This is a genomic window from Kineosporia corallincola (assembly GCF_018499875.1).
Classification (GTDB): Bacteria; Actinomycetota; Actinomycetes; order Actinomycetales; family Kineosporiaceae; genus Kineosporia; species Kineosporia corallincola.
The window spans coordinates 127,232-153,225 of the sequence record NZ_JAHBAY010000017.1 but is presented as its reverse complement, the minus strand read 5'-3'; the positions used below and the strand labels follow the sequence as shown (position 1 = coordinate 153,225).

Below are 25,994 nucleotides of genomic sequence, written 5' to 3'. Positions count from 1 at the left end.
TGCATCGAGGGCGTGTGACCATTCACGTAATGCTTGCCCTACCTGCACACGTTGTGCAGGTCGTCAAAGGAGACGACAACGGCCAAGAACACGACCATGGCGAAGGTCGCCGCGGAAGCGGGCGTTTCTCCGGCTACGGTCTCCCGGGTGATGAGTGGTTCGGCGCAGGTGAGCACCACCACTCGGCGGCAGGTCTACGCGGCGGCCTCCCGCCTGGGATATCTGCGCCTCGGTGAGCGACCCGGCGACATCCGGCATCCCCCGATCATCTCCGCGGTGATCTGCGAGCCCACCACCCGGATGTTCAACGACCCCTTCTTCGTGCGCTTCATCAACGGGGCCGAGACCTACCTGTCCGGGCGCGGCGTTCCGTTACCCCTCATCTCGGCGGCCGGACCGGTCTTCGCCTCGACCGAAAAGCACCTGCTCGGAGGGGGTTCGGACGGAGCCCTGCTGGTCTCCGTGCACGGCCGGCACCCGCTGGCCCTGACCCTGGCCGGCACCCGGCTGCCGATCCGCGCCGCCGGGCGGCCGGTGGAGGACGTGCACATGCCCTTCGTCGACGTGGACAACCGCGGCGGCGCCCGGGCCGCGGTCGAGCTGCTGCTGAAGACCCGGAAAAGGATTGCCCTGATTGCCGGTCCGGCCGATCTGCCCGCCGCCCGGGACCGGCTCTCCGGTTACCTCGACGCACTCGCCGCGGCCGGTCGCCCACCGCTGGTCGCGTCCGGCGACTTCACCCCACTTGGTGGCAAGAACGCCATGCGACTGCTGCTCGACCAGGCCCCCCACCTGGACGCGGTCTTCGCCGCCTCGGACCCGATGGCGATGGGCGCCATGATGGCCCTGCGCCAGGCCGGCCGGCAGATCCCCACCGACGTCGCGATGATCGGCTTCGACGACGTGACCGCGGCCGCGTTCACCGATCCACCCCTGACCACGGTCCGCCAGCCGGTCGAGCGACTCGGGGCGCTGGCCGCCGAACTGCTCTTCGAGCAAGTGGTTTCCGGTGGCGGGCCCGCCGGCGACCAGATTCTCGACACCGAGCTGGTCATCCGCTCCTCCACCTGAGCCGCTCTCCGGCGGACCGGGCCCGGTGGTGACCGGGACGTCCTCAGTTCTGACCGGAAGCACCAGCACGAAAGCCCCGTCCCGACCGGGATCTCCGGCCGGGACGGGGCTTTCAGGTGTTATCCGGTTGCTCTCAGGTCACAGCGCCGGGTAGGCGTTGGCCAGGAGCTGACGGAACTGGGCCGAGAACCAGGCCCCGGAGACCGGGGCGTTGGGCAGGGCACCACTCATGCTGTTCCCGTTGCGGCCGTTGCCGGTGTAGGTCGGGTCGCACATCCGGTCGAAGCCCTTGCCACCCGGGTTGTCCGCGCCGGTCGGGATCAGCGAGCTCGACCCGTCCGACTCGCCCGGAGGCTTGATCCAGGTGTAGGCGTCGATTCCGGCGGCCGGGGCCGCCTTCGGACGCTCACCGAGTCCGGCACCGCTCTGGTTGCACCAGTTGCCGGCGTGGATCCGCCGGTCGATGCGGGACGCGTCCACGTAGGTGTTCAGGTCGGTCGAGGTGCTGGCCGCGGTCGGCCGGGCGGAACCGCCCCAGCCGTTGCGGGAGGTGTCGATCAGCATCCCGATGTTCGAGTTGAACCCGGCCGAGACCAGCTGGTTGCGGAACGCCTGGGCGAAGGTCAGCTCGTCGGTGTACTGGTTCCAGTCCACCCATTTCGACTGCCGCACGCTCTGGCCGTTCACGGTGGTGCTGATCTTGACGAACGGCTCGTTCAGGGCCGAGTAGTTGGCGGTGTTGGTGATGAAGCCGTCCACCGTGTTGACGCCGCCGGTGGCCTTCTTCGCGGTGTCGGCGAACATCGTCGCCGCCGGGGCGAAGTTGGTGTCCCAGCCGAGCCAGCCGTGGTGCGCGGCGTCGATGTAGTTGTAGTTGTTCGTGCCCGCCGCATGCAGTTTCGACAGGGCGTAGGCGATACCGGTCGAGTAGTTGCCGTTGGCCAGCATCGTGCGGCAGGCCTCGGTGGCACCGGCGGCGCTGCCCGCGTTGGTCACCAGGTTCGGCAGCGAGTCGATCTCGACGATGTTGACGATCCGGATCGAGGAGTACTTCGGGTCGGCCTGGATCGCCGCGATCGGGTCGATGTACTCGGTCTTGTACCGCTCGATCTCCGTCGGGCCGAGCTCACCGTTGGACGCCAGCGCCGCGCAGTCCCGGCCGGGGAGGTCGTAGATGACGAACTGGGCCAGGGTCGCGCCCTGGGCCAGCGCCTTGTCGAGGTGACCCCGCAGGCTGGTGGCGTAGCCGGAGCCGGCCGGGGCGGTGATCGAGGCGATGCTGTCCAGCCAGACACCGGTCGGCTGGTTCGAGATGGCGCTGCCGCCCGGCTCGGCCGCCGCCTTGGCCGACCAGTCCGCGTTGACGTACCACTTCGCGTCCACGTAAGGGTTGTCGAGGTGGCTGCCGGGCTGGACGGTGGTGGTCGGGGTGGGGGTGGCGGTCGGGGAGACCGTGGTCGTGGTGGTCGGCGTCGGGTTGGTGGTGCCGCCGCCGTTGCAGGCGACGCCGTTCAGGGTGAAGTCGGTCGGGTTGGTGTTGGTCCCCGAGTACGTGCCGTTGAAGCCCACATTCGTGCTGGCGCCGGTGGCCAGGCTGCCGTTGTAGGCGGCGTTGACGATCTTCACGTGCTTGCCGGTCTGGGTCAGCGTGCCGCCCCAGGCCCCGCTGCCCACCTGGTTGCCGGCGTAGTCGAACTCCAGCGCCCAGCTGGTGATCGGGTCACCGGAGTTGGTGATGTCGACGCTCGCGGTGAATCCGGAGTTCCAGGAGTTCGCCGTGTACTTGACCGAGCATCCGGGGGCCGCGGCAGCCGAACCGATCGAGGCGAGCGACGCCCCGGTGCCGACCACGGCTATGGCCGCTGTGGCGGCCAATACACGGTGCGGGCGCAGGCGTCCCGTACCCTGTTTGAATCTGATCATGCGATTCTCCTGATGGCTCGATCCACCGCAATGTGGAATGACCGCGACCGGCCTGGGGCCGGCCTTACCCGGTGACGCTGATGTTGTTGCGAGCACCGGCAGCGCTACGAGCAGATTGCGGAGGCGTTTCGCCGATGTCAATGGACGGAACACCGGCCCTGTGACGCATGTGAAAGGCATCCTCGCAACTGTCGGACGCATACGTTCTGACCTGGGACGACGCAACCACACCGGCCTCCCGGAGCCGAAGATCCCGGCCCCTGGCCGACCGGATCTTCTGAAATTCATTCATGCCGGACCGGCCGTCCACAGGTGAGATGAATCAGCAGGGCCCGGCTCCAGGCGGTCTCCTTGTGATGCAAGGGAAAGCAGTGATTTTCCGGGCGGACGGACGACCCGGCCCGGCCGTCGCGATCCCGACTGTCCGGTTCACATCCGGACTGCATACGGTGCAGCTCATGATGCGTCTGCGGCTGCTGCCCACCCTCGTGCTCGCGGGCCTGCTCGCCCTGACCTCCGGCTGCACGTCGGCGAGCTCCTCCGGGACCGATACCGGCACCGGCACACCGACCGCGGCCGTGCGCTCGGAGACGGTGAGCCTCCAGCGGGACGACATCCAGCTGGCCGGCACGCTCGACGTCCCGGAGAACGCGACCGGGACCCGGAAGGTGCCGCTCGTGCTGCTCCTGCACGGGCTGGGCGGAAGTCAGGACGACCCGGTGATCGAGGCCAGTGCCCAGGCCCTCAACAACGACGGTATCGCCACGCTGCGCATCGATTTCGACGGTCACGGGGCCAGCGGAGGCGAGTTCCGGGAGATGACCGTCCCCAGCGAGATCGAGGACGCCCGGACCGCCTACGAGTACGCCGAGGGCCTGTCCTTCGTCTCCACGATCGGGCTGGCCGGGCACTCCCAGGGCGGGGTGGTCGCGTCCATGCTGGCCGGGCAGCTCGGCGAGAAGATCACGGCGACGGCGCTGCTCGCCCCGGCCGCGACCATCCCGCAGATGGCACGCAGCGGGAACTTCCTGGGGACCGAGTTCGACCCCGCCGACCCGCCCGCCACCATCACCGTCGACGGTCAGCAGCTCGGCCGCAATTACATCCTCACCGCCCAGAAGCTCCCGCTGAACCGGGTCGCGGCCCGGTACACCGGTCCGGTCACCGTGATCCAGGGGGAGGACGACGACGTGATCCCCGTCGCGAGCAGCCAGAAGTTCGTGACCGTCTTCAGCCACGGCGAACTGCACCTGCTCTCCGGGCAGGGGCACGACTTCTCCTCCGACCCGAGCGAGCCGGCCTCTCTCGTAGCAGGTTTCCTGTCGGCCCGGCTGAGCTGAGCCCAGGCGCTTGAGGGACGCCGTGGCATCGCAGCGTGTCGGGTCGCCGCCGCCCCGTGAGAACGGCTTCCCGGTCAGGGCTTTGGCCGGGTTCCGGCCCTTCCGGTCAGGTGCCGACCGGCCACGGTCTCCGTTCTGTGCGGGATTCTTAATCCGGTCCCAACGTCCGGCTGACATCGGTTGCACCAAGATCGCGGTGTGTCCCGAAAGAGAATCAGTGCCCGTGCCGCCTCCGTCGTGGCCGTGGTGGCCCTCGTCACGGTGAGCGCCGGCGCCTACTTCGCCCAGTCCAGCTCCGCGGTGAACGCCAGCACCGCGTCCACGTCGAGTTCGGCCAGTTCCTCGGGCACGGTGAGCACGGCCTCGAAGAGCACCGACAAGGTGAAGTTCGGCAAGACCTACAAGGGCATCGCCACCTCGTACGACGCGGACGGCCGGGGTGCGTGCAGTTACTCCGCCACCAGCGACGTGCTGGTGGCCGCGATGAACACGGTGGACTACCAGGGCTCGCTGATGTGCGGGGCCTACGTGAAGGTGACCGCCTCCAACGGCAAGAGCCTGCGGGTGAAGATCGTCGATCTCTGCCCGGGTGACTGCAAGCTGCACCAGCTGGACCTGTCGCGGCAGGCGCTGGAGAAGCTGGCGCCGGGCAAGGGCCAGATCAACGTCAGCTGGAAACTGGTCAGCCCCAAGCTGACCGGGCCGGTGAAATACAAATACAAAGAGGGCTCCACGAAGTACTGGTGCGGGGTGCAGGTGCGCAACCACCGCAACCCGATCCGCACCATCGAGGTGAAAACCTCCAGCGGCTGGTTCAAGCTGACCCGCCGCGACTACAACTACTTCGAGTCGGCAACCGGCAAGGGCTGCGGCAACACGATCCGGATCACCGACGTGCAGGGCAACCGGCTCGTCGACAAAGGCATCAAGATCTCCACGTCCGTGCAGAAGGGCAAGAAGCAGCTTCCGGCCGCCTGAGCCGGATCACAGCGGCGGCGTGCGGTCCCGCCAGGGCCTGACGGTCTCGAACGCGGCGGCCGCCGCCAGCACGTCGGCGTCCGCGTGCAGCCTTCCGGCGATCTGGAGGCCGACCGGCCGCCCGTCACCGGTGACGCCGCACGGCACCGACACCACCGGCGTGGTGGTCAGGTTGAACGGGTGGGTCAGGGCCCAGCCCAGCAGCCGGTCCCGCAGGGGACGCCCGTCCAGACCGGGTGGCGCGAAGGCGTCACTCCCGAAGGCGGCCACCGTGGTGGTCGGGCTGACCAGCAGCCGGTGCGGGCCCATGAACTCCGCGAACGCGTCCCACACCCGGCCCCGCAGCACCTCGCCCCGGGCCACGTCGGCCAGGCCCAGGACGTCGGTGCCCAGCACCAGGTCGATCAGCTCGTCGTCGAGCCGGCCCCGCATCGTGGTCCAGTCGATCAGACCACGGACGGCGGCCAGGCTGGGCACGATCACCCCCGCCCACGTCGCCTCGCCGACCTGCTCCCAGCCGGGCCGGTCCTCCACCACCTCGGCACCGAGTTCGGCGAAGGCATCCACCGCGGAACGGCAGAGAGCCGTCACCTCCGGATCGGCCACCAGGCCGTCACTGTTCAGTCCCAGGTCCGGCGACCAGGCGATCCGCCAGCCGGTCAGGTCGTGACCCTCGGCGGGTGTCCAGGCGACCGGCAGGCCGAGCGGGTCCCGCGGGTCGGGGCCGGCCACCGCGGCCAGCACCCGGCTCACGTCGTCCACCGACCGGCCCATCAGCCCGTGCGTCAGATGGGTCGAGAAGCGTTGCGGCAGCAGCGTCTGCGGGATCACGCCGGTTCCCGGTTTGAACCCGACCACCCCGGTGAGCGACGCGGGCACCCGGATCGAGCCACCGGCGTCCGTGCCCTCGGCCACCGGCCCGAACCCGGACGAGACCGCCGCCGCGGCGCCACCGCTGGAACCCCCGACGGTCAGCTCCGGGTTCCACGGATTGCGCGTGGTGCCGTAGAGGCGGTTGCGGGTGACCGGGCCGTAGCCGAACTCGGCCGTGTTCGTCTGCCCCAGGTACAGGCCACCGGCGGCCTTCAGCCGCCGCACCACGATCGCGTCGTCCCGGGCCACGTTGCCCCGCAGCATCTCCACCCCGAGGGTGTGCGGGACCCCGGCGACCGGCGTGAGTTCCTTCACCGTGTAAGGGATTCCGTGCAGCGGCCCGATCGTGGCCCCCGACGCCCGCAGGGCGTCGAGGGTGCGGGCGTCGCGGCGGACCCGGTCGGCGTCCAGCCGCACGATGGCGTTGACCGCGGGATTCACCGCCTCGATGCGCGCGATCACCGCCTCGGCGATCTCGGCCACGTTCACCCGGCCCTCGTGGATCCAGCCGGTCAGCTCCGCCACCCCGGCCCTGACGATCTCGGTGTCGTTCATGCCTGAAGCCAACCCCAGGCGCCGCCGCACGGCATCGGTCACCCGACCGACATCTCCGAACGGCTCATTCCAGCTCCAGCAGCACCGCCGAGTGCGCCGCCAGCCAACCGGGTGCCGTGGGCAGCAGGTGGATCGCCCGGGCGGCCGGCACACCGCTGATGTCGACGGGCCCCGACCGGTGATTGACCACCACCACCCGGTTGCCGAACCGGGCGGCCTCGACGCCCCGCACCGGCGGCAGCACGGCCCCGGGCGCCACCCCGGCCAGCGCCTCCACCGGCGTACGGCGCAGCAGCACCACCGGATGCATCTCCCGCCTCCCGTAGCCCGGCGGCACGATCGGCATGCTGCGCCGGGAGTAGGCGTAGCCGTACTCGAAACCGAACGAGTACACCCGCCCCTCCCCCACCGTGGTGCGGGTGAGCGCCGCCCGGCCGGACCCGATGTAGGTGGCCAGCGGCTCGCCGCCGTCCGGCGACACCGTGGACCAGCCGTGCGGAATCACCTCCTCCTCCCAGGCCAGGCAGTCGAAATCAACCTCCTGCTCGGTGATCCCGAACGCCCGCGCCGCCACCCGGCAACCCGGACCGTGGAACACCGAGCCGCCGCGCTCGGCGAACACCCGGACGGCGTGTTCCAGCCCGGCGTTCTGCCCGAGGTCGTACAGCGGGTTCGCCGGGATCACCAGGTGCCGGTAGTCGTCCAGACCCCCCGCGACCACCTGGTCCGGATGCAGCACGTCGACGTGCCAACCCAGGTCGGTGAACTGCTGGTACCAGCCCAGCAGGTCCATCCGGTGCCGGCCGCCCTCGTCCACCTCCAGCGGCTCCAGCAGACTGGTCTCGGCCGGGAAGAGCAGGGCGACCTGACGTGGCCGGGCCCCTGTCAGCAGCGGGATCACCTCCGCGGCCCAGCGGTTGCCCGCCCGCAGCGACGCGGTGAACATCCCGTCCGCCCGGTACATCACCCCGCCGTCGTCCAGACCGCTCCACCCGTACACGTGCAGACGCCTCGCACCCGCCGCCACCTGTGTGGCGATCGCCTCGGCGGGCGGCACCACCGCGTACACGTCCTCGTTCACGTGCCGTCCGAGGTACAGGCCGGCCGTGAAATCGCCGTGGCCGTTGGCGTTGCGGGCGATCGATCCCTCCACCCCGAGCACGCTCGCGTCCGGCCGGTTCTCGGCGTTCAGCGGCGCCGCCATGAACAGCACCCCGTCGACGTGGGGAGCGATCCGGTACACGTCCAGCGCCCGCTGGCCGGTCTGCCAGTCACTCACCCCCGGCGGGTTGAAGAAGTAACCCCACTGGTGCAGTACCGGCTCGGCGAAGACGCCCAGGTCGTCCCAGTGCCCGCGCATCACCGCGAAGTGGTCCACCAGCACCTCGGCCAGATGCGTCTGGTTGTCCACCCAGCGATGGAAATCCGTTGTGCGCCGGTCGAAGTCGTCGCGGGTGGGCCGGGCGCAACTGACCCAGGTGAGCTCCTGCGGGCGCAGCCAGTACTGCTGCGGGGTCAGGTCGCCGAACCGCTCGCACTCCACCCCGTAACGCCGGTTGAGCAGGCCGATGTCTCCGTCGTACCGCTTCTCCAGCCAGTCCAGGTAACGCGCCCGGCCCGCGGCGTCGAAGCTGGGCCGGGCGATCGGGTCGAACATCGTCTGCACCACGGTGCGGCCGTCGGCCGCGCGGTGCATCCCCTCACCGTAGAGTCGTAACAGCCCGCGCACGTGCTCCACCATGGTCGCCTGGGCCCGGGGCGAGCCGTACAGGTATGTACCCATCGGCCGGCCGTCGGGCAGCACCGGCTCCTCGCCACGCACCGGGGGCACGTCACGGATCGCCGGGTACAGGTTGTCGCCGCACAGGTAGATCGCCAGGCAGGTGAAATCCATCCCGTGCCGGGCGGCTTCCGCCATCATCATCTCCTGCATGCCCACGTACTGGCTGGCGGGCTCGCCCCGGTAGCGGGCGAAGAAGTCCTCCCATGCCTTGGAATCCAGATTGATGCTGGTGAAGCCCAGGCCGGCCGCCGCCGCGACGCCGTCGCGCACCGCCTGCGCGTCGCTGTGGAACGGCTCGAAGAAGTTGCCGAACCAGAGGCTGAGGAAGGGACGCGTTCCGGAGGGGTCAGCCGGCATCGTGAACGGCTCCCGCCGGGGTGAGTTCCGCATGGTGCAGCGGACGGTCGGACACGTAGCGGGCCAGTTCGTCCAGCACCGTGCGGCCCAGCCGGGCCAGCTCGGTGCCCGTCGAGCCGGCCACGTGCGGCGTCAGCACCACGTTCGGCAGGTCCCACAGCGGATGCCCCGGCGGCAGCGGTTCCGGCTCGGTGACGTCGAGCACCGCGTCGATCCGCCCGGTCCGCAGCTCCGCCAGCAGCGCGGCGTGATCCACCACCGCCCCCCGCGCGGTGTTGATCAGGGTGGCGCCGTCCGGCATCGCCGCCAGGGCGGCGGCGTCGATCATCCCGGCCGTCTCGGCGGTGACCGGCACGTGCAGCGACACCACGTCGCTGCGCCGCATCAGATCGTGCAGCCCGCACAGTGCCACACCCAGCGAAGTCGCCTGCGCCGGAGCCAGGTACGGGTCGTACATCAGCACGGTCAGGTCGCTGCCGCGCAGCAGCCGGGCCACCCGCCGGCCGATCCGCGAGGCCCCGACCAGGCCCACGGTGCGCCGGTAGTTCCCGGTGTCGAGCAGGTCCGTCTCCCGGTCGATCCGGTCACGGCGCAACCGGTACAGCTCCTCGGCGGCCCGCACCCGCTTGTTGGCCAGCAGGATCTGGGCGAAGGTGTACTCCGCCACCGGGATCGCGTTGGCGTCGGCGGCGTGCGAAACGAACAGCCCGCGCTCACGGGCCGCGTCCAGGTCGATGAAACCCGCTGTCGCACCGCCGGTGTGGAGCAGACCGCGCAACCGCGGCGCGGCGCCGAGCACCTCCCGGGTGACCGGCGGGCACCCCCAGCCGGTGACCAGAACCTCGGCCCGGGCCAGGTGTGCGCGGCTCTCGTCGTCCGCAAAACTGGACAGAACGGGGCCGAGAACCTCTGCCGTCCGGTGAAGTTCGTCGTGGTGACCGGCGAAGAGGTGGTCGGCCAGGCCGCCCGGGCTCATCGCCATGACGACGCGGGGACGGCGCGGGGGCTGGGTCACTTGACGGCTCCGAGGGTCACGCCCGTGCGCCAGAATCGTTGCAGGGCGAGCATCACCGCGGCGAGCGGGATGACCGACAGCAGCGATCCGGTGATCACGATGCTGGTGAAGTCGATGGTGCTGGCATTGCTCACCTGGCTCTGACGCAGCCAGTTGTAGAGGCCGAGCGAGAGGGTCCAGGTGTCGGACTCCTGAAGCATGGTCACGGGCAGGAAGAATCCGTTCCAGGAGGCGACGAAGGCGAGCAGGAACACGGTGGCCCCGGCGGTGGTGAGCATGCGCAGCACGATGCTGAGGAAGATCCGCACCTCGCCCGCGCCGTCGATGCGGGCGGCCTCGATCAGCTCGACCGGAATGGCAGCCTCCACGTAGACCTTGGCCAGGTACACGCTGAACGGGTTGACGAAGGTCGGGATCAGGACCGCCCAGGCCGAGCCGACCAGGCCGATCTTCGAGAACAACAGGTAGAGGGGCAGGGTCAGCATGGAATAGGGGATCAGGAACGAGCCGACGACCAGCGCCATCGAGAACGACCGGCCGGGGTAGGCGAACCGGGCCAGGCCGTAGCCGGCCGCGAGGGCGACGAAAGTGCCGACCAGGGAACCGACCCCGGAGTAGAGCAGTGAGTTCCCCGCCCAGCGCAGGAAGATTCCGTCCTGGTAGTCGAAGATCTGGCTCAGGTTGCGCCCCAGGTCGAGGTCGGCGAACCAGAGGCCGTTCGACAGCAGCAGATCGCGGGAGTTCTTGGTGGAGTTGACGATCAGCCACCAGACCGGCGCCACGGAGTAGATCAGGTACAGGGTCAGGCCGATCGCGACCGTGCGCCGGGTCGCGGGTGAGACCGTTTCGTTCACAACGCCTCCCGGGACGAGACTCGGTAGAAGAGGACGGAGACCGCGCCCACGACGACCGCCAGCAGCACGGACAGGGCGGCGGCGTAGTTGTAGTTGCCCTGGGTGAAGGCCAGGTTGTAGATCATCATGATCGGGGTGAAGCCGGCGGTCACGGTCTCCGGCGAGGTGACCCGGAAAACCAGTGGCTCGGCGAAGATCTGGAGCATGTGGATGATCGCGAGCATGCCGGTGAGCACCAGGGCACTGCGCACGTGGGGGATCTTGATCGACCAGGCGATGCGTAGTTCACCGGCGCCGTCGAGACGGGCGGCCTCGAACAGCTCGCGAGGTACCGAGCGCAGCGATCCGTAGATGATGAGCATGTTGTAGCCGATGCCGACCCAGGTGAGCAGGTTGCCGATGCCGATCCAGAGCAGGTTCGGGGAGAACATGTTCACGTCGGCCCCGAACCAGGCCGTGGCACGGGTGATCGGGCCGAGGCGGGGTGAGTAGAGGTAGAGCCAGACCAGCGTGGCCACGATCGAGGGGATCATGTAGGGCACGAGCAGGCCGAGCCGGAACAGCCTGGCGCGCCGCCCGGTGGCCAGGTCGAGCAGCAGGGCGGCGAGCAGGCTGAGGCCGAGCATGACCGGGATCTGGATCAGGGCGAACACGCAGACCCGCAGAATGCTGGTCCAGTAGTCGCCGTCGCCCAGTGCTCGGGTGAAGTTGCTGAGACCGACGAAAACCGTTCTGCTGCCGCCTAACCCGTCGGATGACAGCTGTTCGGAGTACAGGCTCTGGTAGAGCGCGTAGCCGAACGGGGCGACGAAGACGAGGGCGAATCCGGCGAAGAACGGTGCGGTGAAGGCAAATCCCTTGAGCCCGGTGACGGCGTGACCGGGGTACCGCTTCCGCCGGGCCGGGCGCGGCGGGAGCGGCGAGGCGACCGGGCGGGTGTCGAGAACCACGATCAGTCCTCCGTCACCGATACGCCTTGACTCTTCAGATCCTTCACGATCCAGGACTGGAGGGCGGGCGCGATCTCGACGGTCTCGATCTGCCCGGCCACCGCCTTGCCCCAGAGGTCTTGCAGGTAGGAGAAGGCACCGGCCCAGTTCGGCCCGTAGGTCCAGTCGCCGAGCTGCTGCTGCGCGGCGGTGCCCACCACGGTGTCCCAGGTGCTGGCGTGGCTACCGAGCAGCTCGCCGGGTTCGGTGGCCGCGCTGTACGAGGACGCGTCACCGGTGGCGGGGTAGTACGCCAGGCCGTCGACCGGGTCGGCGAGGGCGTTCAGGGCGTCGGGGGCGGTGGAGAGCCAGTGGGCGGCGAACACGGCCGCGTCGGTGTCGGCGGACTTGGACTCGACGGTGAGCACGCGGGTGAAGGAGGCGTTGCCGTCGGCGCCGCCCTCCCATTTCAGGTTCGGGGCGGGTTCCCAGTCGCCGAGCGACTTATCGAGGTTGGTCTGCATGCCGCGGGTCTGCCAGGTGGACAGCTGGCGGGAGGCGATGGTGCCCTCGTCGTAGGCCTGCATCATCGCGGCGTACTCGGCGTAGGAGATCTTGGCGAAGATGCCGGCGTCCAGGCCGTCGTCGATGAGCTGGGCCGCACGGCGGCTCTGCGGGCTGTCGACGTCGATGTGCCAGGTGCCGTCCTTCAGGGTGTACCACCGGGCCCCGGCCTGCCAGGCGAGGTAGATCAACGTGGTCGGGTCCTCACCGGCCAGGTTGTACACCGAGACGCCTTGCTCCTTCAGCTTCTTCCCGTCGTCGATGAATTCCTCGTAGGTGGTGGGATATTCGATGTCGTTCTTCTCGAAGACGGCGGCGTTGTAAAGCATGAAGGTGGGGATCGTGGCCAGCGGAACGGCCCACTGCCGGTCGCCGGTGGTGACGGCGGAGTTGGCGATGTCGCTGTAGTCGCCGGAGATGCTGCCGTAGTAGCGGCTCAGGTCGGAGGCGACGCCCTCGGAGATGAACGAGGCCAGGTCGGCGCTCTGGCTGACGAACAGGTCCGGGCCGTTACCGGCCTGGTGGGCATTGCGCACGGCCGTGTTCAGGTCGGTCTTCTCGGTGAACTCGATCTGGATGCCCTGTTCGGCGAACTCCTGGTTGAACAGGTCGACGGCCGGTTCGATGCCCGTGTTGTCGTTCCACAGCCGCACGGTCGTGGTGCCGCCCGACCAGGTGTCGCCGACCTGCACCGCCTGCTGCGCACCGGAATCACCCGGACCGCCGGAACTTCCGGAACAGGCCGTCAGCATCAGGGTGGCCGCCAGACCGGTTGCCGCCCACCACATCGTGGATGTACGCACCGCTTCATCTCCTCGTCGAGAACGGATCGGTGAAAGTAACCGTTTACTGCGCCACACGGTAAGGCTTTACCATGAACGAAGTCCAGAGTTGCCGAGCAGGGATCCCGGGCCGCGCCAGGCGGGCCGGCCGGAGCAGGAGAGTCGTTCGTGGATCAGCAGACGAGAAGACGCCGTCGCAGCAGCGGCACCACCGCCGCCACGATCCGCGACGTCGCCCGGGAGGCGGGGGTGTCGACCGCCACCGTGTCACGCGTCCTGGCCGGCAACTACCCGGTGGCCGCCGCCACCCGGGAGCGGGTGATGGAAGCGGTGAACCGGCTGGACTACACGGCCAACCCGTACGCGCGCGGCCTGTCCGGCGCGGCCTCCGGCCCGATCGCCGTGCTGCTGGGCGACATCACCGGTCCCTCGTTCGCGGCGATCGCCCAGGGCGCCGAGCGGGAGGGCCGCGCCGAGGGACGGCTGTGCCTGGTGGGCACCACCGACGGCGACCCGGAACGGGAGCTGGCCCTGATCGAGCTGATGCGGGAACAGAAGGCCGCCGCCGTCATCCTGCCCGGCGGCACCTGGAACACCCGGGAGTACCACCGGCAGATCGCCCGGTACTCCAGCTCGCTGCGGGCCTCCGGGGGCCGCCTGGTGCTCTGCGGGCGCCCGGAGCTGGAGAACGACACCGACGCCATCAGCATCCAGTACGACAACGAGGCCGGGGCCGCAGCGGTGGCCCGGTACGCGGCGCAGGCCGGGCACCGCCGCTTTCTGCTGCTGCCCGGGGCGAAGGGTTTCTCCACCGCCGACGAGCGGCTGAGCGGGTACCGGAAGGCGTTGCGGGAGGCCAGGATCGACGAGGACGACGTGGTGGTACGGCACGCGCTCTACGACCGGGACCAGGCCCGCCGCGCCGTCCTGGACGTGTTCGACACCCTGCCCGGCCCCCGGCGTCCCACCGTGGTGCTCTGCGGCGCCGACGTGATGGCGGCCGGGGCGCTGGAGGCGCTGCGCAGCCGCGGTCTGCGCTGCCCTCACGACGTCTCGGTGACCGGGTACGACGACGTGCCGGGCGCCCGTGACCTCAACCCGGCGCTCACCACGGTGCGGGTGCCGTACGAGGACATGGGGGCCCGGGCCGTCCGGATGGCTCTCTACGAGGGGGTTCCCGGCAAACCGGTGCATCTGCGCACCGAACTCGTCGTCCGCGACTCGGTCGCCCCACCACCGGCCCCGCAGTCGTAAGCCACGGTGGTGCGGCCGAAGTCGGCACGGAGACCGGTGCCGTCGTGATCGTCCGCGCGCAGCGCCACCATCGCCCCGGTGAACCGCAGCAGACCCTCGCAGTCGTCGGACACCGGACGCGAGGGCAGCACCGCGACGGTCGTCCAGGCCAGCCCGTCCCTTCCGAAATCCATCGCCACCGTGCGTTTTTCCAGCCTGAACCGCAGGTGCACGGATCCCGGGCCGGGCACCGCGTGCGGTTCCCCGGCGGCCACCAGACCGCCCCGGGGCGTCGAGCTCTCCACCAGCACCACGCGGCGTCCCTCGTCGTCGAGCGTCACGTGAATATAGTGATAGCCCACGGCGTCGTACCAGACGGCCAGGCCCGCGCGCTGCCCGATGTCGGCCGGCGACGCCTCCACCACCGTCGTGGCGCACGCCCACGGCTCCTTCAGCCGGGTGGCCACCATCGACTGACCGAACCGGGAGCCCGGGTACTGGCCGCCCCGCAGCCGCAGCCGGCCGGGCCGGGACGTCAGGTCGGCCCAGTCCGGCGTCGCGGGCCGGCGCAGGCTCGACCAGACCCGGGTGTCGAGCTCCGGGCCGCCGAACTCCTCCACCAGATCCGGGGAGACGACGGCCGACCGTCCCTCCCCCGGCACCGCCACGTCCTGCCGGGGCAGGAAACCGCCGGTCGGGACACCTTCGTCGTCGGCCACGCGCAGCCATCCGTCATCGGTCCAGGTGACCCGTTGCAGGCAGGTCTCGCGACCGGTGACACAGAACCGGCCCTGCTCGTCGGCGACCGGGCGGGACGCCAGATGCACCAGGTACCAGTCATCTTCGGCCGTGCGCACGAGCTCGCCGTGGCCCGCCTTCTGGAGCGGCGACGCCGGGTCGTCCCGGGTGGTCAGCAGGCTCGGCCAGGGATCGGCCCGGTACGGCCCGAGCACGTCGCGGGAGCGGGCCATCGCGATCCCGTGGTTCCAGCCGGTGCCACCCTGGGCCACCATCAGGTACACGAAATCCCCCTTCCGGTAGAGGTTCGGCCCCTCGATCAGCTCGTCCGAGGTGAGCACCACCCGGGCCGGCCCGACGAGACATGCTCGGTCGCAGTCGTACTCCTGCACGCTGATGCCGGCGAACCGCCGCCGCCCGGCCCGCGGGTCCCAGCGCACGCAGGCCAGCCAGTGACGTCCGTCGTCGTCGTGGAACATCGAGGCATCGAAACCCCGTGAGCCCAGACGCACCGGGGCCGACCACGGGCCCTCCGGCGCATCGGCGGTGACCAGGTAGTTGTCCAGGTCCTTGCCGGCTGCCCCACTGGTGCGCACCACGGTGTAGACCAGCCAGAGCCGCCCGTGCGCCACACTCACCGACGGCGCCCAGATCCCGCCCGAATCCGGAACACCTCGCAGATCGAGTTGTTCCGGAGTCGTGAGCACGTGCCCGGCCGGCTGCCAGTGCGCCAGGTCGTCACTGATGTGCAGGCGCACGCCGGGGAACCACTCGAACGTGCTGGTCGCGATGACATACCGGCCGTTCCACACGGCGATGCTCGGATCGGGCTCGAACCCGCGCAGCACCGGATTGCGCACCAGCTGACTCACATCTTCTCCTGGCCTGTTTGGTTCATGGACGACGAAAGAACAACGAAACTTCCCGCTCTGTTGCGATTCACGAACGTCCGGACGGGTCGAAGAGCACCACGGACGTCCCCGGCCCCAGCCGGTGCCGCGCCGACAGCTGCACGGAGTGCCCGGTGGCCAGGTCGACGCCCCTGCCGGACCGGCCCGGATCGAACGTGAAGGTCTGGTCGGTGGTGGTGTTCATCGCGATCAGGTACCCGGCGTAGTCCAGCTCGTAGTACGGTGCACGACCGACGTCGATGCTCTCGATCCCGGTGACCGATCCGCACCCCAGCGCCGGGTCCATGTCGCCCGGCACCGCACGCCGGCGGAGAACCGTTCCGGCCCAGGCCTGTTCGATGTCGTCGCCGGGCGGCGTGCGACCGCCGCCGGTGGAGGTGCAGGCCCCGGCGCCGTCGTTCACCGCGTAGTCGGTGGTCACCCAGTCCTGCACGGTGAAGGTGTCGCCCCGCGCGGTGCCGAACCGGGTGGTGACGTCGATCGTGCCGGAACGCTCGGACTGCGGGGTGACCAGGTGCACCCGCGCCCAGTTGTTCACCGCCTGCCGGGCCCGCCAGTACAGCGACACGTAGAGGACCTCCCGGCCGCGCTTGAGCGCCACCACGCCGGCGGTCTCGTCGGTGAACAGGACGTCCGGGCGGTCCCATCCCATCGGCAGCCGGTCATTCGACGGCGCCAGCCGGCCGAACCCGGGCAGGTCGCGGCTGATCAGGTGAAAGGCGTTGAGGCCGACCCGGTTGCCGGTGTTGGCCAGCAGCAGGTCGATCTGCGGGGCGAACTGCCCGTCGGCCACCATCTGCTGGGCGTACCCGGCCAGCCGCGGGTCGCCGAACACGCCGACGGCCTCCAGTGGGTGCCCGTCCCAGGCGGTGCGCTGGGCGTACACGGCGTCACCCGGGTAGTGCTCGTTGCGCCAGCCGATCACCGACTCCAGCCGCATCACGTGGTTGCCCTCCTCGTCCACCCCGGGCAGGCGGAACAGCGCCCGGGTGCGGATGATCCGCAGGATCTGCTCACGCAGCACGGCGTCCTGTGTGCCGTCCGGGCCCACGGTGACCGACTCGTACAGCGCCACCAGCCAGTCCGACACCTCGCCGTAGGTGCCGACGTAGCCGAGCTCCCGGGTCAGGCCCTTCGGTGTCACCACGTGGTAGTCGTGCCCCAGGGGCCAGGTGGCGGTGCCGTCCTCGGTCTCCGGCCCGCGCAGCGGCTCCAGGCCCACCGCCTCGTACAGCCAGCGCAGTGCCCGCGTCTCCGGCCAGGCCTGGTCCGAGCCGAGCAGCCGCAGGCCCCGGTTGGCCTGGTACACGCCGATCGCACAGATCAGCACCTGGTTGGTGTAGTGCCGCTGATGCTGCCGCCAGTACTCCCGGCTGGCCAGCAGCATCTGCGCATAGGCCACCCGGCGCACCGGCAGGTCCGCCGCCGGCACCGGATCGGCCGCCCCGTCCAGCTTCTCGATGGTCACGTCGTCGAACCAGGCCGTGCCGCCGCCCTGAACCCGCAGGTCCAGGCGGGCGTGTGTGGCGGCGACCGGGGTGGTGAGGTCCAGCGTCACCTGCTCCCAGTCGTGTGTGCCGGTGGCCGCGAACTGCTTCCGGTCGCCCTGCACCACGGTGCCGGAGGCGTCGTAGAAGATCACGTCCAGGTAGGCACCGGGTGAGGCGACGTCATCGGTGCGGCACCACACGCCGTAGCGGTGCGGCCCCTGGCCCACCAGCACCCGGTTGGCGCCCACGCTGATCCCGGCCAGCGACCCGGCGGTGGCGGCCACCTTCGCCGATCCGGCGCCGGTGCGGTGCACGGCGGGGTCGGCCACGCTCGACCCGGAACCGGACCAGACCGACGCCGTCCAGCCCGAGAGCCCGATCTCGAAGCCGGGATTGGCGACCTCGGTGATGCCGGTGGTCACGGTGCGGTCCAGCTCGCCGCCGATCACCTCCCACAGCCGGCACAGCGCCAGCCCGACCCGGCCGAACCCCTGCCACTGCTGGTCCGACGAGGTCAGCACCGCGTCGTCGTTCTTCCAGGCCAGGTAGCGGCCGTCGATCGCGGCGCAGACCTGGGCCACGGCGCGCGGGTCGTGGTAGGCCGGGCCGTCCTCCCAGAAGTAGCCCTCGGCCAGCGCCGTCCAGCCCCAGGCGTCCGTGGTGCGGGTGGCCGCCGAGAACAGCAGCCGGTTCTGGTCGGCCAGCACCCGGGCCCGCACCCGTGCCAGTACCTCGTCGTCGGTGGACGCCCGGGTGCCCGGGGCCGGGGACGTCCCGAACGGGTCGTCGGCCGCCGGGGTGAAGTACGGGGCGGTGTGGGTGTAGGCCCGGTACAGCGCCCGCGACGCGCTGGTCATCGGCCGGAAGTAGGTCGCGTCGGTCGCGCCGTAGGCGTAGATCCGCCCGGTGGAACGGATCTCGATCCGCAGTTCGTGCCGGCCCCGGGTGATCGCCTGCGGCAGCGGCAGGGTGTGAAGAAAGAAACCGTTGATCCGGCGGGGGTGCTGGCTCATCAGGTCGACGTTGTCGACGGCGCCGGTCTCCAGCCAGCCCAGGCTGCGGCCGTCGACGAAGGCGTGCAGACGCCACTCCTGCTCGGCGGCGGCGTACTCCTCGCCGAAGAGCTTCACCGACAGGTAGGTGGTACCCGTGGGCTTCACCGCCAGGGTGAACGCCACCGTGCCGCCCCAGAAACCCGAGGACGACGAAGGCTCGAGCCGGCGCGCCCCCTGCCCCAGCGCACCCTCCACCACACTCGACGTGTCGGCCGAAACCCCATGTGCCGACTCGGAAGACGCCTGGGCGAAGACCACCGTGTCGAGGACGGGGTCGTCGGCCCGGCCCCGGCCGGTGGCTGCGGACGAATCGACGGATGCCGCACCGGCCCGTTCCGGCACCCAGCCGGCGCCGATCGCCGTGGCGGTCAGAGCCGCCCCGCCGCCGTTCAGGAGTGTTCGTCGGCTGACCTGCTTCACAACTTCTCCCTCGGAGTCGCGCAGTGCAGTAGTAAACGCTTACTGCACCGTACGCGGGGCGCCGGGTCAAGACCAGACCGGGAGTGGGGCTCCTGCGCCGAGCGGCAGCCGGGAGTGGGTGCGGGTGAATGGGGTGTCATCCCCGCACCCGGTCGGAGTCACCCCGCCAGGTGGCCCGGTAGTCGCTCGGGGAGATGCGCAGATGCCGGGCGAAGGCCGCCCGCAGACCGGCGGCGGTGCCGAAACCGCAGTCACCCGCGACGGTCTCGATCGTCAGGTCGGTGGTCTCCAGCAGTTCCTGGGCGCGTCGCAGACGTTCCCGGGTCAGCCAGTCGCCCGGCGTCCGCCCGTGCACCCGCAGAAAGCGCCGGGTGAGCTGCCGTTCGCTCAGGCAGGCCCGGGCGGCCAGGTCCCGCAGGCGGATCGGCTCGCCCAGGTGCGCCAGGGCCCAGTCGGTCACCTCCCCCAGCACCGCCGGGCGGCCGGAACCCGCCACCGGCATCGGCGCGGTCATGTACTGGGCCTGGTCGGCCGCGCGGTGCGGCGGCGTCACCATCCGCCGTGCCAGGGCGTTGGCCACCGCCGTGCCGTGGTCCTGGCGCACCAGCTCCAGGCACAGGTCGATGGCCGAGGCCGTGCCCGCCGAGGTGTGCACCCGGCCGTCGGCGGCGTACAGCACGTTCTCGTCCAGCCGGACCCGTGGAAAGCGGCGCCGCAGCTGCCCGGCGTGCATCCAGTGGGTGGTGGCCCGGCGCCCGTCGAGCAGTCCGGCCTGGGCCACCACGAACGCGCCGGTGCAGATCGCCGCGATCCGCGCACCCCGCGCGTGTGCCTCACGCACCGCCTCCACCAGCTCCCGCGGCTGCTCGGCCTCGGCGTTCGCGCACCCGGGCACGATCACCGTGCCGGCCGTGACCAGGTCGTCGAGCCCGTGGGGGCTGGTGGTCGCGAACCCACCCGCCACCACCGCCCCGGGTTCGGTGGCGCACACCCGGAACCCGTACCAGGGGTCGGCCAGGTCGGGCCGGGCGATGCCGAACACCTCGCAGGGCACGGCCAGCTCGAAGATCGGCGTACCCGGCATCACCGCCAGGGCGACCTGGTGCCCACCAGCTCGACCTCCCGCTGACCCGGTTGTTCGAGACCCCGACGGCCGCCGGACTGGCCGCCCTGGTGCACCAGATGCTCCAGGCGTCCGGCACCGTCCCACCGGCCCCGGTGGCGGCACCGGTCGTGACCCCCGTGGCCACCGCGGCCACCGCTTCCAGGACTTCGGCCGGCTGGAGTTCCCCGCCGGGCAGAGCGTCGGGCTGGGCAACATCCCGCGCATGGACGACGCGGACCTCATCGATCTCGCCCTGCGCGAGGGCCGGGCGCTGGACGTGGTGGAAGGCCTGCCACGCAAGCTCGAGACCCCTCTCGGCCGCTCCTACGACGACGGTGTGCAGCTGTCCGGGGGCCAGTGGCAACGCCTGGCGCTGGCCCGGGCCCGCATGCGTCAGGCCCCGCTGATGCTCCTGCTCGACGAACCCGCGGCGGCGATCGACCCGCTGGCGGAGGAGGAGATCCTGCGCGGCTACCTGGCGGCGGCCCGCAGCACCGCCCGGGCGGCCGGGGGCATCACCCTGTTCGCCTCACACCGGCTCTCCACCGCCAAGGAGGCCGATCTGATCGTGGTGGTCTCCGGCGGGAAGATCGCCGAGACCGGCCACCACGACACCCTGATCGACCTCGAGAACGGGATCTACCAGAGGCTTTTCGGAATGCAGGCCGAGGCCTACGGCCCGGCACCGGTCGGCGGACGCGGCGGCGATGCCTGAGCACGGCGCGGTGCCCGGACCGGGTGAGCCGCAGACGCTCCACCTCCCCGGCGCCGGCGCACCCGTCACCGTCCACCGCGACACCGGCGGACGCCCGACGATCACCGCGCGGTCCTGGGAGGACGCGGCGGCCGGCCTGGGCCGGTGCCTGGCCCAGGACCGCCCGCAGCAGATGGACGTGATCCGCCGGGTCGTGCAGGGCCGGCTGGCCGAGCTCTTCGGCCCCGCGGCCGTGCCCTCCGACGTCGAGAGCCGCACCCTCGGCCTGGCCGCGGTGGCCGACGCCTGCTGGGAGTCGCTGCCGGATGACCAGCGAGGCCTGGCCCTGGCCTTCAGCCGGGGCGCCGGCAGCGCCTGGCCGGGCACCCTGCCCGCCTGGGAACCGGTGAACTGCCTGAACGCGGCCCAGTTCCTGCACCGTGACCTCGCCACCGACGGCGAGGAGAACCGCATGGTCGAGGTGATGCGGCGCTCGATGCCGGCCGAGGTCGTGGACTTCCTGCTCGGCACGCCGGACACCGCGGAGACCGACGTCCGGGGACAGCCCGCGCCCACGGCCCCGGACGCACCGCCGCTGGAACAGCTGCGGCGCCTCTTCGCCGGGCCACCCACCGACGACCCGAACCGGATCGTGGTGACCGAGCGCCGTCCGCACGGGAGCAACGCCTGGGCCTGGTCGGACGGCCGGACCGCGTGCTGGCCAACGACATGCACCTGCCGCTCACCGAGCCCGCCCTCTGGTACGCCGCCACCCTGGTGGTCGGTGCGCACCGGGTCACCGGCGTCACCCTGCCCGGCCTGCCGTTTCTGGTGTCCGGCCAGAACACCCACGTGGCATGGGGTTTCACCCGCCTGGTGAGCGACTCGGTGGACCTGCACGAGCTGCCCCCCGACCTGCGCGAGGTCACCGACGACCGGGTGCTCGCCCCGGGCGAGTACCGGGTACGCACCGAGACGATCCGGGTGGCGGGTGGCACCGAGGTGCCGGCCGAGATTCACGACACCTGGCTGGGCCCGGTGGTGGGCCTGCTCGACGGCCGGCCGGTCGCGATGTCCTGCCCGATGATGTCGCCCGGCTCGCTCGATCTCGGCTCGGCGTCGCTGCACCGGGCTCGCACCGTGCACGAGGCGGTCGGCGTCGTCACCCGCAGCGGCCTTCCCGCCGTCAATGCCATGATCGCCGACGCCGACGGCCGCATCGCCTGGACCGTCGGCGGACGCCATCTGCGGCGAAGCGGCCCGATCCCCCGTGGCTTTCGCACCGACAGCGTGAGAAGTGGCCCGGCGGAATGGATCCCGGCAGACGACCTGCCTCGCCTCGTACTCGACAGCGGCACGCTCGTCAACTGCAACAACGGTGTTCGCGAACTGCGCGACGCGGGGCTGGGCTGGAACTTCTTCGGCGGCGGGCGGGCCCGGAGGGTGGGCGAGCTGCTGCGGTCCGCGGCCGGCGACGAGCCCTCGGCCCGCGAGGCGGCGGCCTGGCAACACGACACCGATGCCTCGTTCTACACCTACTACCGCGATCTGGTGCACCGGCACCTTCCCGCCGGCTCGCCCACCCTGACCCCGCTCCTCGCCGAGATCGACAGCTGGAAGGGAACTTCCGGGACGGACGAGATCGGCCTGGCCCTGCTGGTGGCCCTGCGCGACTGCCTGCGTGAGGCCGTGCTGTCGGCCGCCACCCGCCCGGCCCAGCACCACGACGACGGTTTCACGTTCTGCCTGAACAACCACGAGAGCGTGCTACGCGTGCTCCTGGACCACCTCGACGACGGCCTGGTGCCCGCCCCCTGGCAGGATGCGGCGCACTTCGTCGGCGGGCAGCTGCTCCTGGCCCGGGCACTGCTGCGGCACCGGGCGAAGACCGACGGGCCGGTCCGCTGGGGCCAGGTGAACCGTTTCGCGCCCAGGCCTCTGGGACCCGTGCGACTCGCCGGGCCCGGTACGGCGAGCGATCCGGTGGAGCTGCCGGGGTGCGCCGAGTCGGTGTGCGTGGCCCAGCCCGATTTCGGCGCGTCGCTGCGGCTCGTCGTCGGTTTCGGGGCGCACCCGCAGTCGTTTCTCAGCATCCCCGGCGCCCAGCGCGAGCAGGACGACGTCCGCGACGGGGCGCGTCACTGGCTGAGCGCGGGCCGGGGCGAGAGCGCTTCTCAGATCGTGGGTTCCGGTCAGATCGTGGGTTCCGGCCAGGACAGCCGGGACTCCCAGGTCAGCCCGCGCACACACTCGTAGGCGGTCTCGCGCATCAGCGTGTTGTACGCCGCCGCCGGCACCTCACCGTCGGGCAGCGCGTTCGCGTACGAGGTGAATCCCTTGGCCAGCGCCAGGAACGCGGCCACGTGGGTGCTGCCCTCCAGCACCGACACCTTGCCCTCGACCAGGGCGAGGGCGCCGGAGATGTGCCGGGAGGCGTCCTGGAGCAGCCGATTGATCATGACCTGCTCGATGCCCGACGGGTCGTCGGCACGGCCGACCACCTCGGCCAGCGCGGTGGTCACGTGCATCAGCACCTGGGCGCGCTGTTCGCGGGCCGTCGGCGTCCACCGGATGAGGGCCTCGTCGTGCTCGGCCCGCCGCTGCGGGTCGTGCAGGATCGAGTAGGCCAGGCTGATCCGGGCCATCGCCGCGGTGGCCCGGTCCTTCTGCTCCGTGGTCGGGCAGCGATCGGGGTGCAGGGCACGGGCCATCCGCCGGTACTGCCGGCGGATGCCGTCACGGTCGGCCGAGGGCACGACCCCCAGCACGCTGTAGTAGTTCTCCACGGTGGTGCTCATGGTGGCTACACGGCGCTCGGGGTCTCGGTCACGAACAGTAGTCTCGCCGGGGGCGGTCCCGGCCGGGTAGCGCCGGACGGGGCATCCTCGTGACCGGCCGCCACCACGGCTCCCCGAACGGCGCAGTCGGCCAACCCTGTGGACGACGTGAGGCCGGGCCGGCCCGTTCGTCCTAGAATGTGGCCATGTCGGCCTGGTTTCAGCGGTTCGGGCCACCCGGGAGGGTTCGGCTGGTCTGTCTGCCGTTCGCCGGGGGCGGCGCCGGGGTGTTCCAGTCCTGGCCGGGCCGGGTGCCGGAGGGCGTCGAGGTGGTGGCGGTCCGGCTGCCCGGCCGGGAGACCCGTCTGCGAGAACGGCCGATCGGGTCCTGGCCCGACGTCGTCCACCAGTTGACCCACGCCCTGCACGCCGAGATCGAGCCGCCGTACCTGCTGTTCGGGCACAGCCTCGGGGCGATGATCGCGTACCAGACGGTGGTCTCCGGACCGCCGCAGCTGCCGGAACGGCTGATCCTGGCCGGGTGCCGGTCGCCGGAGGTGCCGTCCCAGTTGCCCCGCCTGCACCACCTGCCCGACGAGGAGTTCGCCACCGGGGTGGGTGATCTGGCCAGCACCCCGCCCGAGGTGCTGGCCAGCGCCGGGTTGAGGCGTCTGCTGTTTCCCATGCTGCGGGCGGACCTCCTGCTGGCCGAGACCTGGCCCCCACCGGCCCCGACGCCCGCTGTTCCCGTGCCGCTGGCCGTGGTCGGTGCGGACCGGGACGCGGTTGCCCCGCCCTGGTCACTCGCCGGATGGCAACAGCTGGCCGGGGCGGGACTGAGCCGCTACCAGGTTCCGGGCTCGCACTTCTTCATCCAGGACCCGCAGCCGTTCGCGCGGGCGCTCGCCCTCTGAGCGTCTCGATCAGAGCGCCGACCTCGCCGTCTGCCGGCTGCGCCGGCCCAGCGCCTCGGCGATGCGCCGATGGGTCGCGTGGGCGCGCTCCAGATCGGTGTCGACCGCGATCACCCCGAGCCGCCCGATCTCCAGCGCGCCCAGCATGTAGCCGACAGCCCCCGTCCCGCTGCCCGAACCCTCCACGCCACCGGCCACGCCACCCGCCACACCACCGGTGTCCCCCCGGCCTCCGGGACCGCCGAACCCCGGCCCGGCCTCCTCGATCGTCGCGATCGCGTCGGCCGGGGTGAGCACCCGGTAGGCGGGGTCGAGCAGACGGTCGGTGGCGAAGTAGACGCGGGGCGTGCCGTCGGGGGCCAGGTACTGCGCGGTGTCCGGGTCGATCTGCCCGCCGACCAGCCCGTCCAGGTAGAAGAAGGGAGCCGTGCCACCACCCATCCGCAGATTGACCTCGACCGCGTGGTGCCGCCACCCGGTCCCGGTGCGGGCCGACACGAAGTCGACGCTGACCAGCCCGGTGACGCCCTCGCCGGCCAGCGCCCGGCCGGCCCGGCGGGCCAGCTCCTGGATGTCGTGGCGGTAGTCCGGCCGGGCCGGGAAGGTGGCGCCGACGAAGATCTGCCGCTGCGGTCCGCCGAGCACCTGGTCCTGGGTGGAGACCACCCGCACCGGGCGGCCGGGGGCCAGCAGCAGCTGGGCCGAGGGGGCCGTCACCTCGAGCCCCTGCACGAAACGTTCCACCGCGGCCCCGCAGCGCCCGAGTTCCTCGCGGTAGTGGTCCCAGTCGTCGGGAGGAGAGCCGAACACCGCGCGGGCCGGGAGTTCCCGCGCGATCCAGTCGGCCAGGCCCGGCCCGGCCGGGGCCCCGGCGAAGCTGAACACGGCATTGCCACTGGCGCCGAACCCGTCGTTCAGCTTGACCATGGCCGACTCCAGCCGCGGGTCGCGGGTGCGCAGCCCGGCCAGCGCGGCCACCACGTCGCCCTCGTCGCGCAGGTTCTCGGCGCCCTCGGCGATCGGCACCCCGGCCTGCCGGAACAGCTGCCGTCCACCGCTCTTCGAGCCCAGGTGCACCAGGTCCGGGTCCGGCGCGAACAGCGGCACGTCGAGGGCCAGGGCCAGCCGGCGCTCCAGCGGGGAGCCGTTGAAGGCGACCATCACCGCGTCGTGGGGATCACCGATCGCGGCCCGCAGCCGGGCCAGGACCCCGTGGTCACGCAGCACCTTGGCGCTCAGCGGAATGGGCTCGTCACTGTTGCACGCAATCATGGTGAGCCGCCGGCGGGAATCCGCCGAGGGGGCCATCAGGCGCAGTGAATAATCCAGGAACACCGGGTCGATTTCGGCGCTGCTGAGATAGATGACCCGGCTGTCGGCACGACACAGCCGGTGCAGCAGATACAGCATGCGCTGCTCATAGTGAATGACGCCGGGTATTTTGACCAGCCCCGCTGCACTGAGGGTCATGCTCGGTAGCACGACCAGGGTCCGCGGGCCCGGATCTGCGCCGAACGGATCCGCCAGTCTGCGCTGGAGTTCCTGAAAATGGATCTGTTCAAGGGTTTTCGACGACACAATCGACCTCCCGGAGAGCAGCTCGGCACACCGGCGACCGCCACGAATGCGGTTA

At 71.0% G+C, this 25,994-nt stretch carries 18 protein-coding genes and 1 pseudogene; 7 read left to right on the top strand and 12 right to left on the bottom strand.

Annotated elements, in window-relative coordinates; translation table 11 throughout:
- The first annotated feature begins 96 nt into the window (after positions 1 to 96).
- On the top strand, positions 97 to 1,071 hold the full coding sequence (locus tag KIH74_RS31430) for a LacI family DNA-binding transcriptional regulator (protein ID WP_214160044.1): 975 nt from the start codon (positions 97 to 99) through the stop codon (positions 1,069 to 1,071).
- A 138-nt stretch (positions 1,072 to 1,209) separates the two neighbouring features.
- On the opposite strand, the gene KIH74_RS31425 is transcribed toward KIH74_RS31430, so the two are convergent.
- On the bottom strand, positions 1,210 to 2,994 hold the full coding sequence (locus KIH74_RS31425; protein WP_214160043.1) for a glycoside hydrolase family 6 protein: 1,785 nt from the start codon (positions 2,992 to 2,994) through the stop codon (positions 1,210 to 1,212).
- 458 nt (positions 2,995 to 3,452) lie between these two features.
- Here KIH74_RS31425 and KIH74_RS31420 point away from each other — a divergent pair, with 458 nt between their 5' ends.
- A complete protein-coding gene (locus KIH74_RS31420) occupies positions 3,453 to 4,334 on the top strand; it encodes an alpha/beta hydrolase (protein ID WP_214160042.1) in 882 nt (293 codons plus the stop codon).
- Positions 4,335 to 4,532: 198 nt separating this feature from the next.
- Entirely contained in the window at positions 4,533 to 5,312 is a 780-nt protein-coding gene (locus tag KIH74_RS31415; RefSeq protein ID WP_214160041.1) for an expansin EXLX1 family cellulose-binding protein, read from the top strand.
- A gap of 6 nt (positions 5,313 to 5,318) precedes the next feature.
- Here KIH74_RS31415 and KIH74_RS31410 read toward each other — a convergent pair whose 3' ends face one another.
- The 6 genes from KIH74_RS31410 to KIH74_RS31385 all read right to left on the bottom strand — a co-directional run bounded on the left by KIH74_RS31410 (position 5,319) and on the right by KIH74_RS31385 (position 13,045).
- Positions 5,319 to 6,740 (bottom strand): amidase, encoded by a 1,422-nt coding sequence (locus KIH74_RS31410; RefSeq protein ID WP_214160040.1) that lies wholly within the window; start codon positions 6,738 to 6,740, stop codon positions 5,319 to 5,321.
- Between the two features lie 64 nt (positions 6,741 to 6,804).
- Positions 6,805 to 8,880 carry a hypothetical protein gene (locus KIH74_RS31405; protein ID WP_214160039.1) on the bottom strand — a complete coding sequence of 692 codons (2,076 nt, stop codon included), beginning with the start codon at positions 8,878 to 8,880 and terminating at the stop codon, positions 6,805 to 6,807.
- Positions 8,870 to 9,895, bottom strand: a complete 1,026-nt coding sequence (locus tag KIH74_RS31400; RefSeq protein WP_214160038.1) for a hydroxyacid dehydrogenase — start codon at positions 9,893 to 9,895, stop codon at positions 8,870 to 8,872. The genes KIH74_RS31405 and KIH74_RS31400 overlap by 11 nt, the downstream gene beginning before the upstream one ends.
- Positions 9,892 to 10,749 carry a carbohydrate ABC transporter permease gene (locus KIH74_RS37210; RefSeq protein WP_214160037.1) on the bottom strand — a complete coding sequence of 286 codons (858 nt, stop codon included), beginning with the start codon at positions 10,747 to 10,749 and terminating at the stop codon, positions 9,892 to 9,894. The genes KIH74_RS31400 and KIH74_RS37210 overlap by 4 nt, the downstream gene beginning before the upstream one ends.
- Positions 10,746 to 11,699, bottom strand: coding sequence for a carbohydrate ABC transporter permease (locus KIH74_RS37205; protein ID WP_214160036.1), 954 nt, complete (start codon positions 11,697 to 11,699; stop codon positions 10,746 to 10,748). The genes KIH74_RS37210 and KIH74_RS37205 overlap by 4 nt, the downstream gene beginning before the upstream one ends.
- Before the next feature lie 2 nt (positions 11,700 to 11,701).
- Positions 11,702 to 13,045, bottom strand: a complete 1,344-nt coding sequence (locus tag KIH74_RS31385) for an ABC transporter substrate-binding protein (protein WP_214160035.1) — start codon at positions 13,043 to 13,045, stop codon at positions 11,702 to 11,704.
- Positions 13,046 to 13,192: 147 nt separating this feature from the next.
- Here KIH74_RS31385 and KIH74_RS31380 point away from each other — a divergent pair, with 147 nt between their 5' ends.
- Positions 13,193 to 14,278 (top strand): LacI family DNA-binding transcriptional regulator, encoded by a 1,086-nt coding sequence (locus KIH74_RS31380; RefSeq protein WP_214160034.1) that lies wholly within the window; start codon positions 13,193 to 13,195, stop codon positions 14,276 to 14,278.
- Here the strand turns inward: KIH74_RS31380 and KIH74_RS31375 are convergent.
- The 3 genes from KIH74_RS31375 to KIH74_RS31365 all read right to left on the bottom strand — a co-directional run bounded on the left by KIH74_RS31375 (position 14,188) and on the right by KIH74_RS31365 (position 19,955).
- Positions 14,188 to 15,867 (bottom strand): glycoside hydrolase family 43 protein, encoded by a 1,680-nt coding sequence (locus KIH74_RS31375; protein WP_214160033.1) that lies wholly within the window; start codon positions 15,865 to 15,867, stop codon positions 14,188 to 14,190. The two genes, KIH74_RS31380 and KIH74_RS31375, sit on opposite strands and share 91 nt — an antisense overlap.
- Before the next feature lie 67 nt (positions 15,868 to 15,934).
- On the bottom strand, positions 15,935 to 18,871 hold the full coding sequence (locus tag KIH74_RS31370) for a hypothetical protein (RefSeq protein WP_214160032.1): 2,937 nt from the start codon (positions 18,869 to 18,871) through the stop codon (positions 15,935 to 15,937).
- Positions 18,872 to 19,007: 136 nt separating this feature from the next.
- Entirely contained in the window at positions 19,008 to 19,955 is a 948-nt protein-coding gene (locus tag KIH74_RS31365) for a GlxA family transcriptional regulator (RefSeq protein WP_214160031.1), read from the bottom strand.
- Positions 19,956 to 20,199: 244 nt separating this feature from the next.
- Between KIH74_RS31365 and KIH74_RS38125 the strand changes: the two genes are divergently transcribed.
- Positions 20,200 to 20,691: an ATP-binding cassette domain-containing protein gene (locus tag KIH74_RS38125; RefSeq protein ID WP_281431553.1), complete on the top strand. Its 492-nt coding sequence runs from the start codon at positions 20,200 to 20,202 to the stop codon at positions 20,689 to 20,691.
- Positions 20,684 to 22,926, top strand: a pseudogene (locus tag KIH74_RS31355) (penicillin acylase family protein). The gene KIH74_RS38125 and the pseudogene KIH74_RS31355 overlap by 8 nt, the downstream one beginning before the upstream one ends.
- Here the strand turns inward: KIH74_RS31355 and KIH74_RS31350 are convergent.
- Positions 22,863 to 23,468: a J domain-containing protein gene (locus tag KIH74_RS31350; protein ID WP_214160028.1), complete on the bottom strand. Its 606-nt coding sequence runs from the start codon at positions 23,466 to 23,468 to the stop codon at positions 22,863 to 22,865. The pseudogene KIH74_RS31355 and the gene KIH74_RS31350 sit on opposite strands and share 64 nt — an antisense overlap.
- A 185-nt stretch (positions 23,469 to 23,653) precedes the next feature.
- Between KIH74_RS31350 and KIH74_RS31345 the strand changes: the two genes are divergently transcribed.
- Positions 23,654 to 24,361, top strand: a complete 708-nt coding sequence (locus KIH74_RS31345) for a thioesterase II family protein (protein ID WP_214160027.1) — start codon at positions 23,654 to 23,656, stop codon at positions 24,359 to 24,361.
- 9 nt (positions 24,362 to 24,370) lie between these two features.
- Here KIH74_RS31345 and KIH74_RS31340 read toward each other — a convergent pair whose 3' ends face one another.
- On the bottom strand, positions 24,371 to 25,771 hold the full coding sequence (locus tag KIH74_RS31340) for an ATP-grasp domain-containing protein (RefSeq protein ID WP_214160026.1): 1,401 nt from the start codon (positions 25,769 to 25,771) through the stop codon (positions 24,371 to 24,373).
- Positions 25,772 to 25,994: the final 223 nt, after the last annotated feature.

Coding starts and splice junctions, on each gene's coding strand:
- KIH74_RS31350 (WP_214160028.1), bottom strand. CDS start 23,468: ATGAGCACCACCGTGGAGAACTACTACAGCGTGCTGGGGGTCGTGCCC.
- KIH74_RS31430 (WP_214160044.1), top strand. CDS start 97: ATGGCGAAGGTCGCCGCGGAAGCGGGCGTTTCTCCGGCTACGGTCTCC.
- KIH74_RS31410 (WP_214160040.1), bottom strand. CDS start 6,740: ATGAACGACACCGAGATCGTCAGGGCCGGGGTGGCGGAGCTGACCGGC.
- KIH74_RS31365 (WP_214160031.1), bottom strand. CDS start 19,955: ATGCCGGGTACGCCGATCTTCGAGCTGGCCGTGCCCTGCGAGGTGTTC.
- KIH74_RS38125 (WP_281431553.1), top strand. CDS start 20,200: ATGGACGACGCGGACCTCATCGATCTCGCCCTGCGCGAGGGCCGGGCG.
- KIH74_RS31420 (WP_214160042.1), top strand. CDS start 3,453: ATGATGCGTCTGCGGCTGCTGCCCACCCTCGTGCTCGCGGGCCTGCTC.
- KIH74_RS31340 (WP_214160026.1), bottom strand. CDS start 25,771: ATGCTGTATCTGCTGCACCGGCTGTGTCGTGCCGACAGCCGGGTCATC.
- KIH74_RS31345 (WP_214160027.1), top strand. CDS start 23,654: ATGTCGGCCTGGTTTCAGCGGTTCGGGCCACCCGGGAGGGTTCGGCTG.
- KIH74_RS31425 (WP_214160043.1), bottom strand. CDS start 2,994: ATGATCAGATTCAAACAGGGTACGGGACGCCTGCGCCCGCACCGTGTA.
- KIH74_RS31405 (WP_214160039.1), bottom strand. CDS start 8,880: ATGCCGGCTGACCCCTCCGGAACGCGTCCCTTCCTCAGCCTCTGGTTC.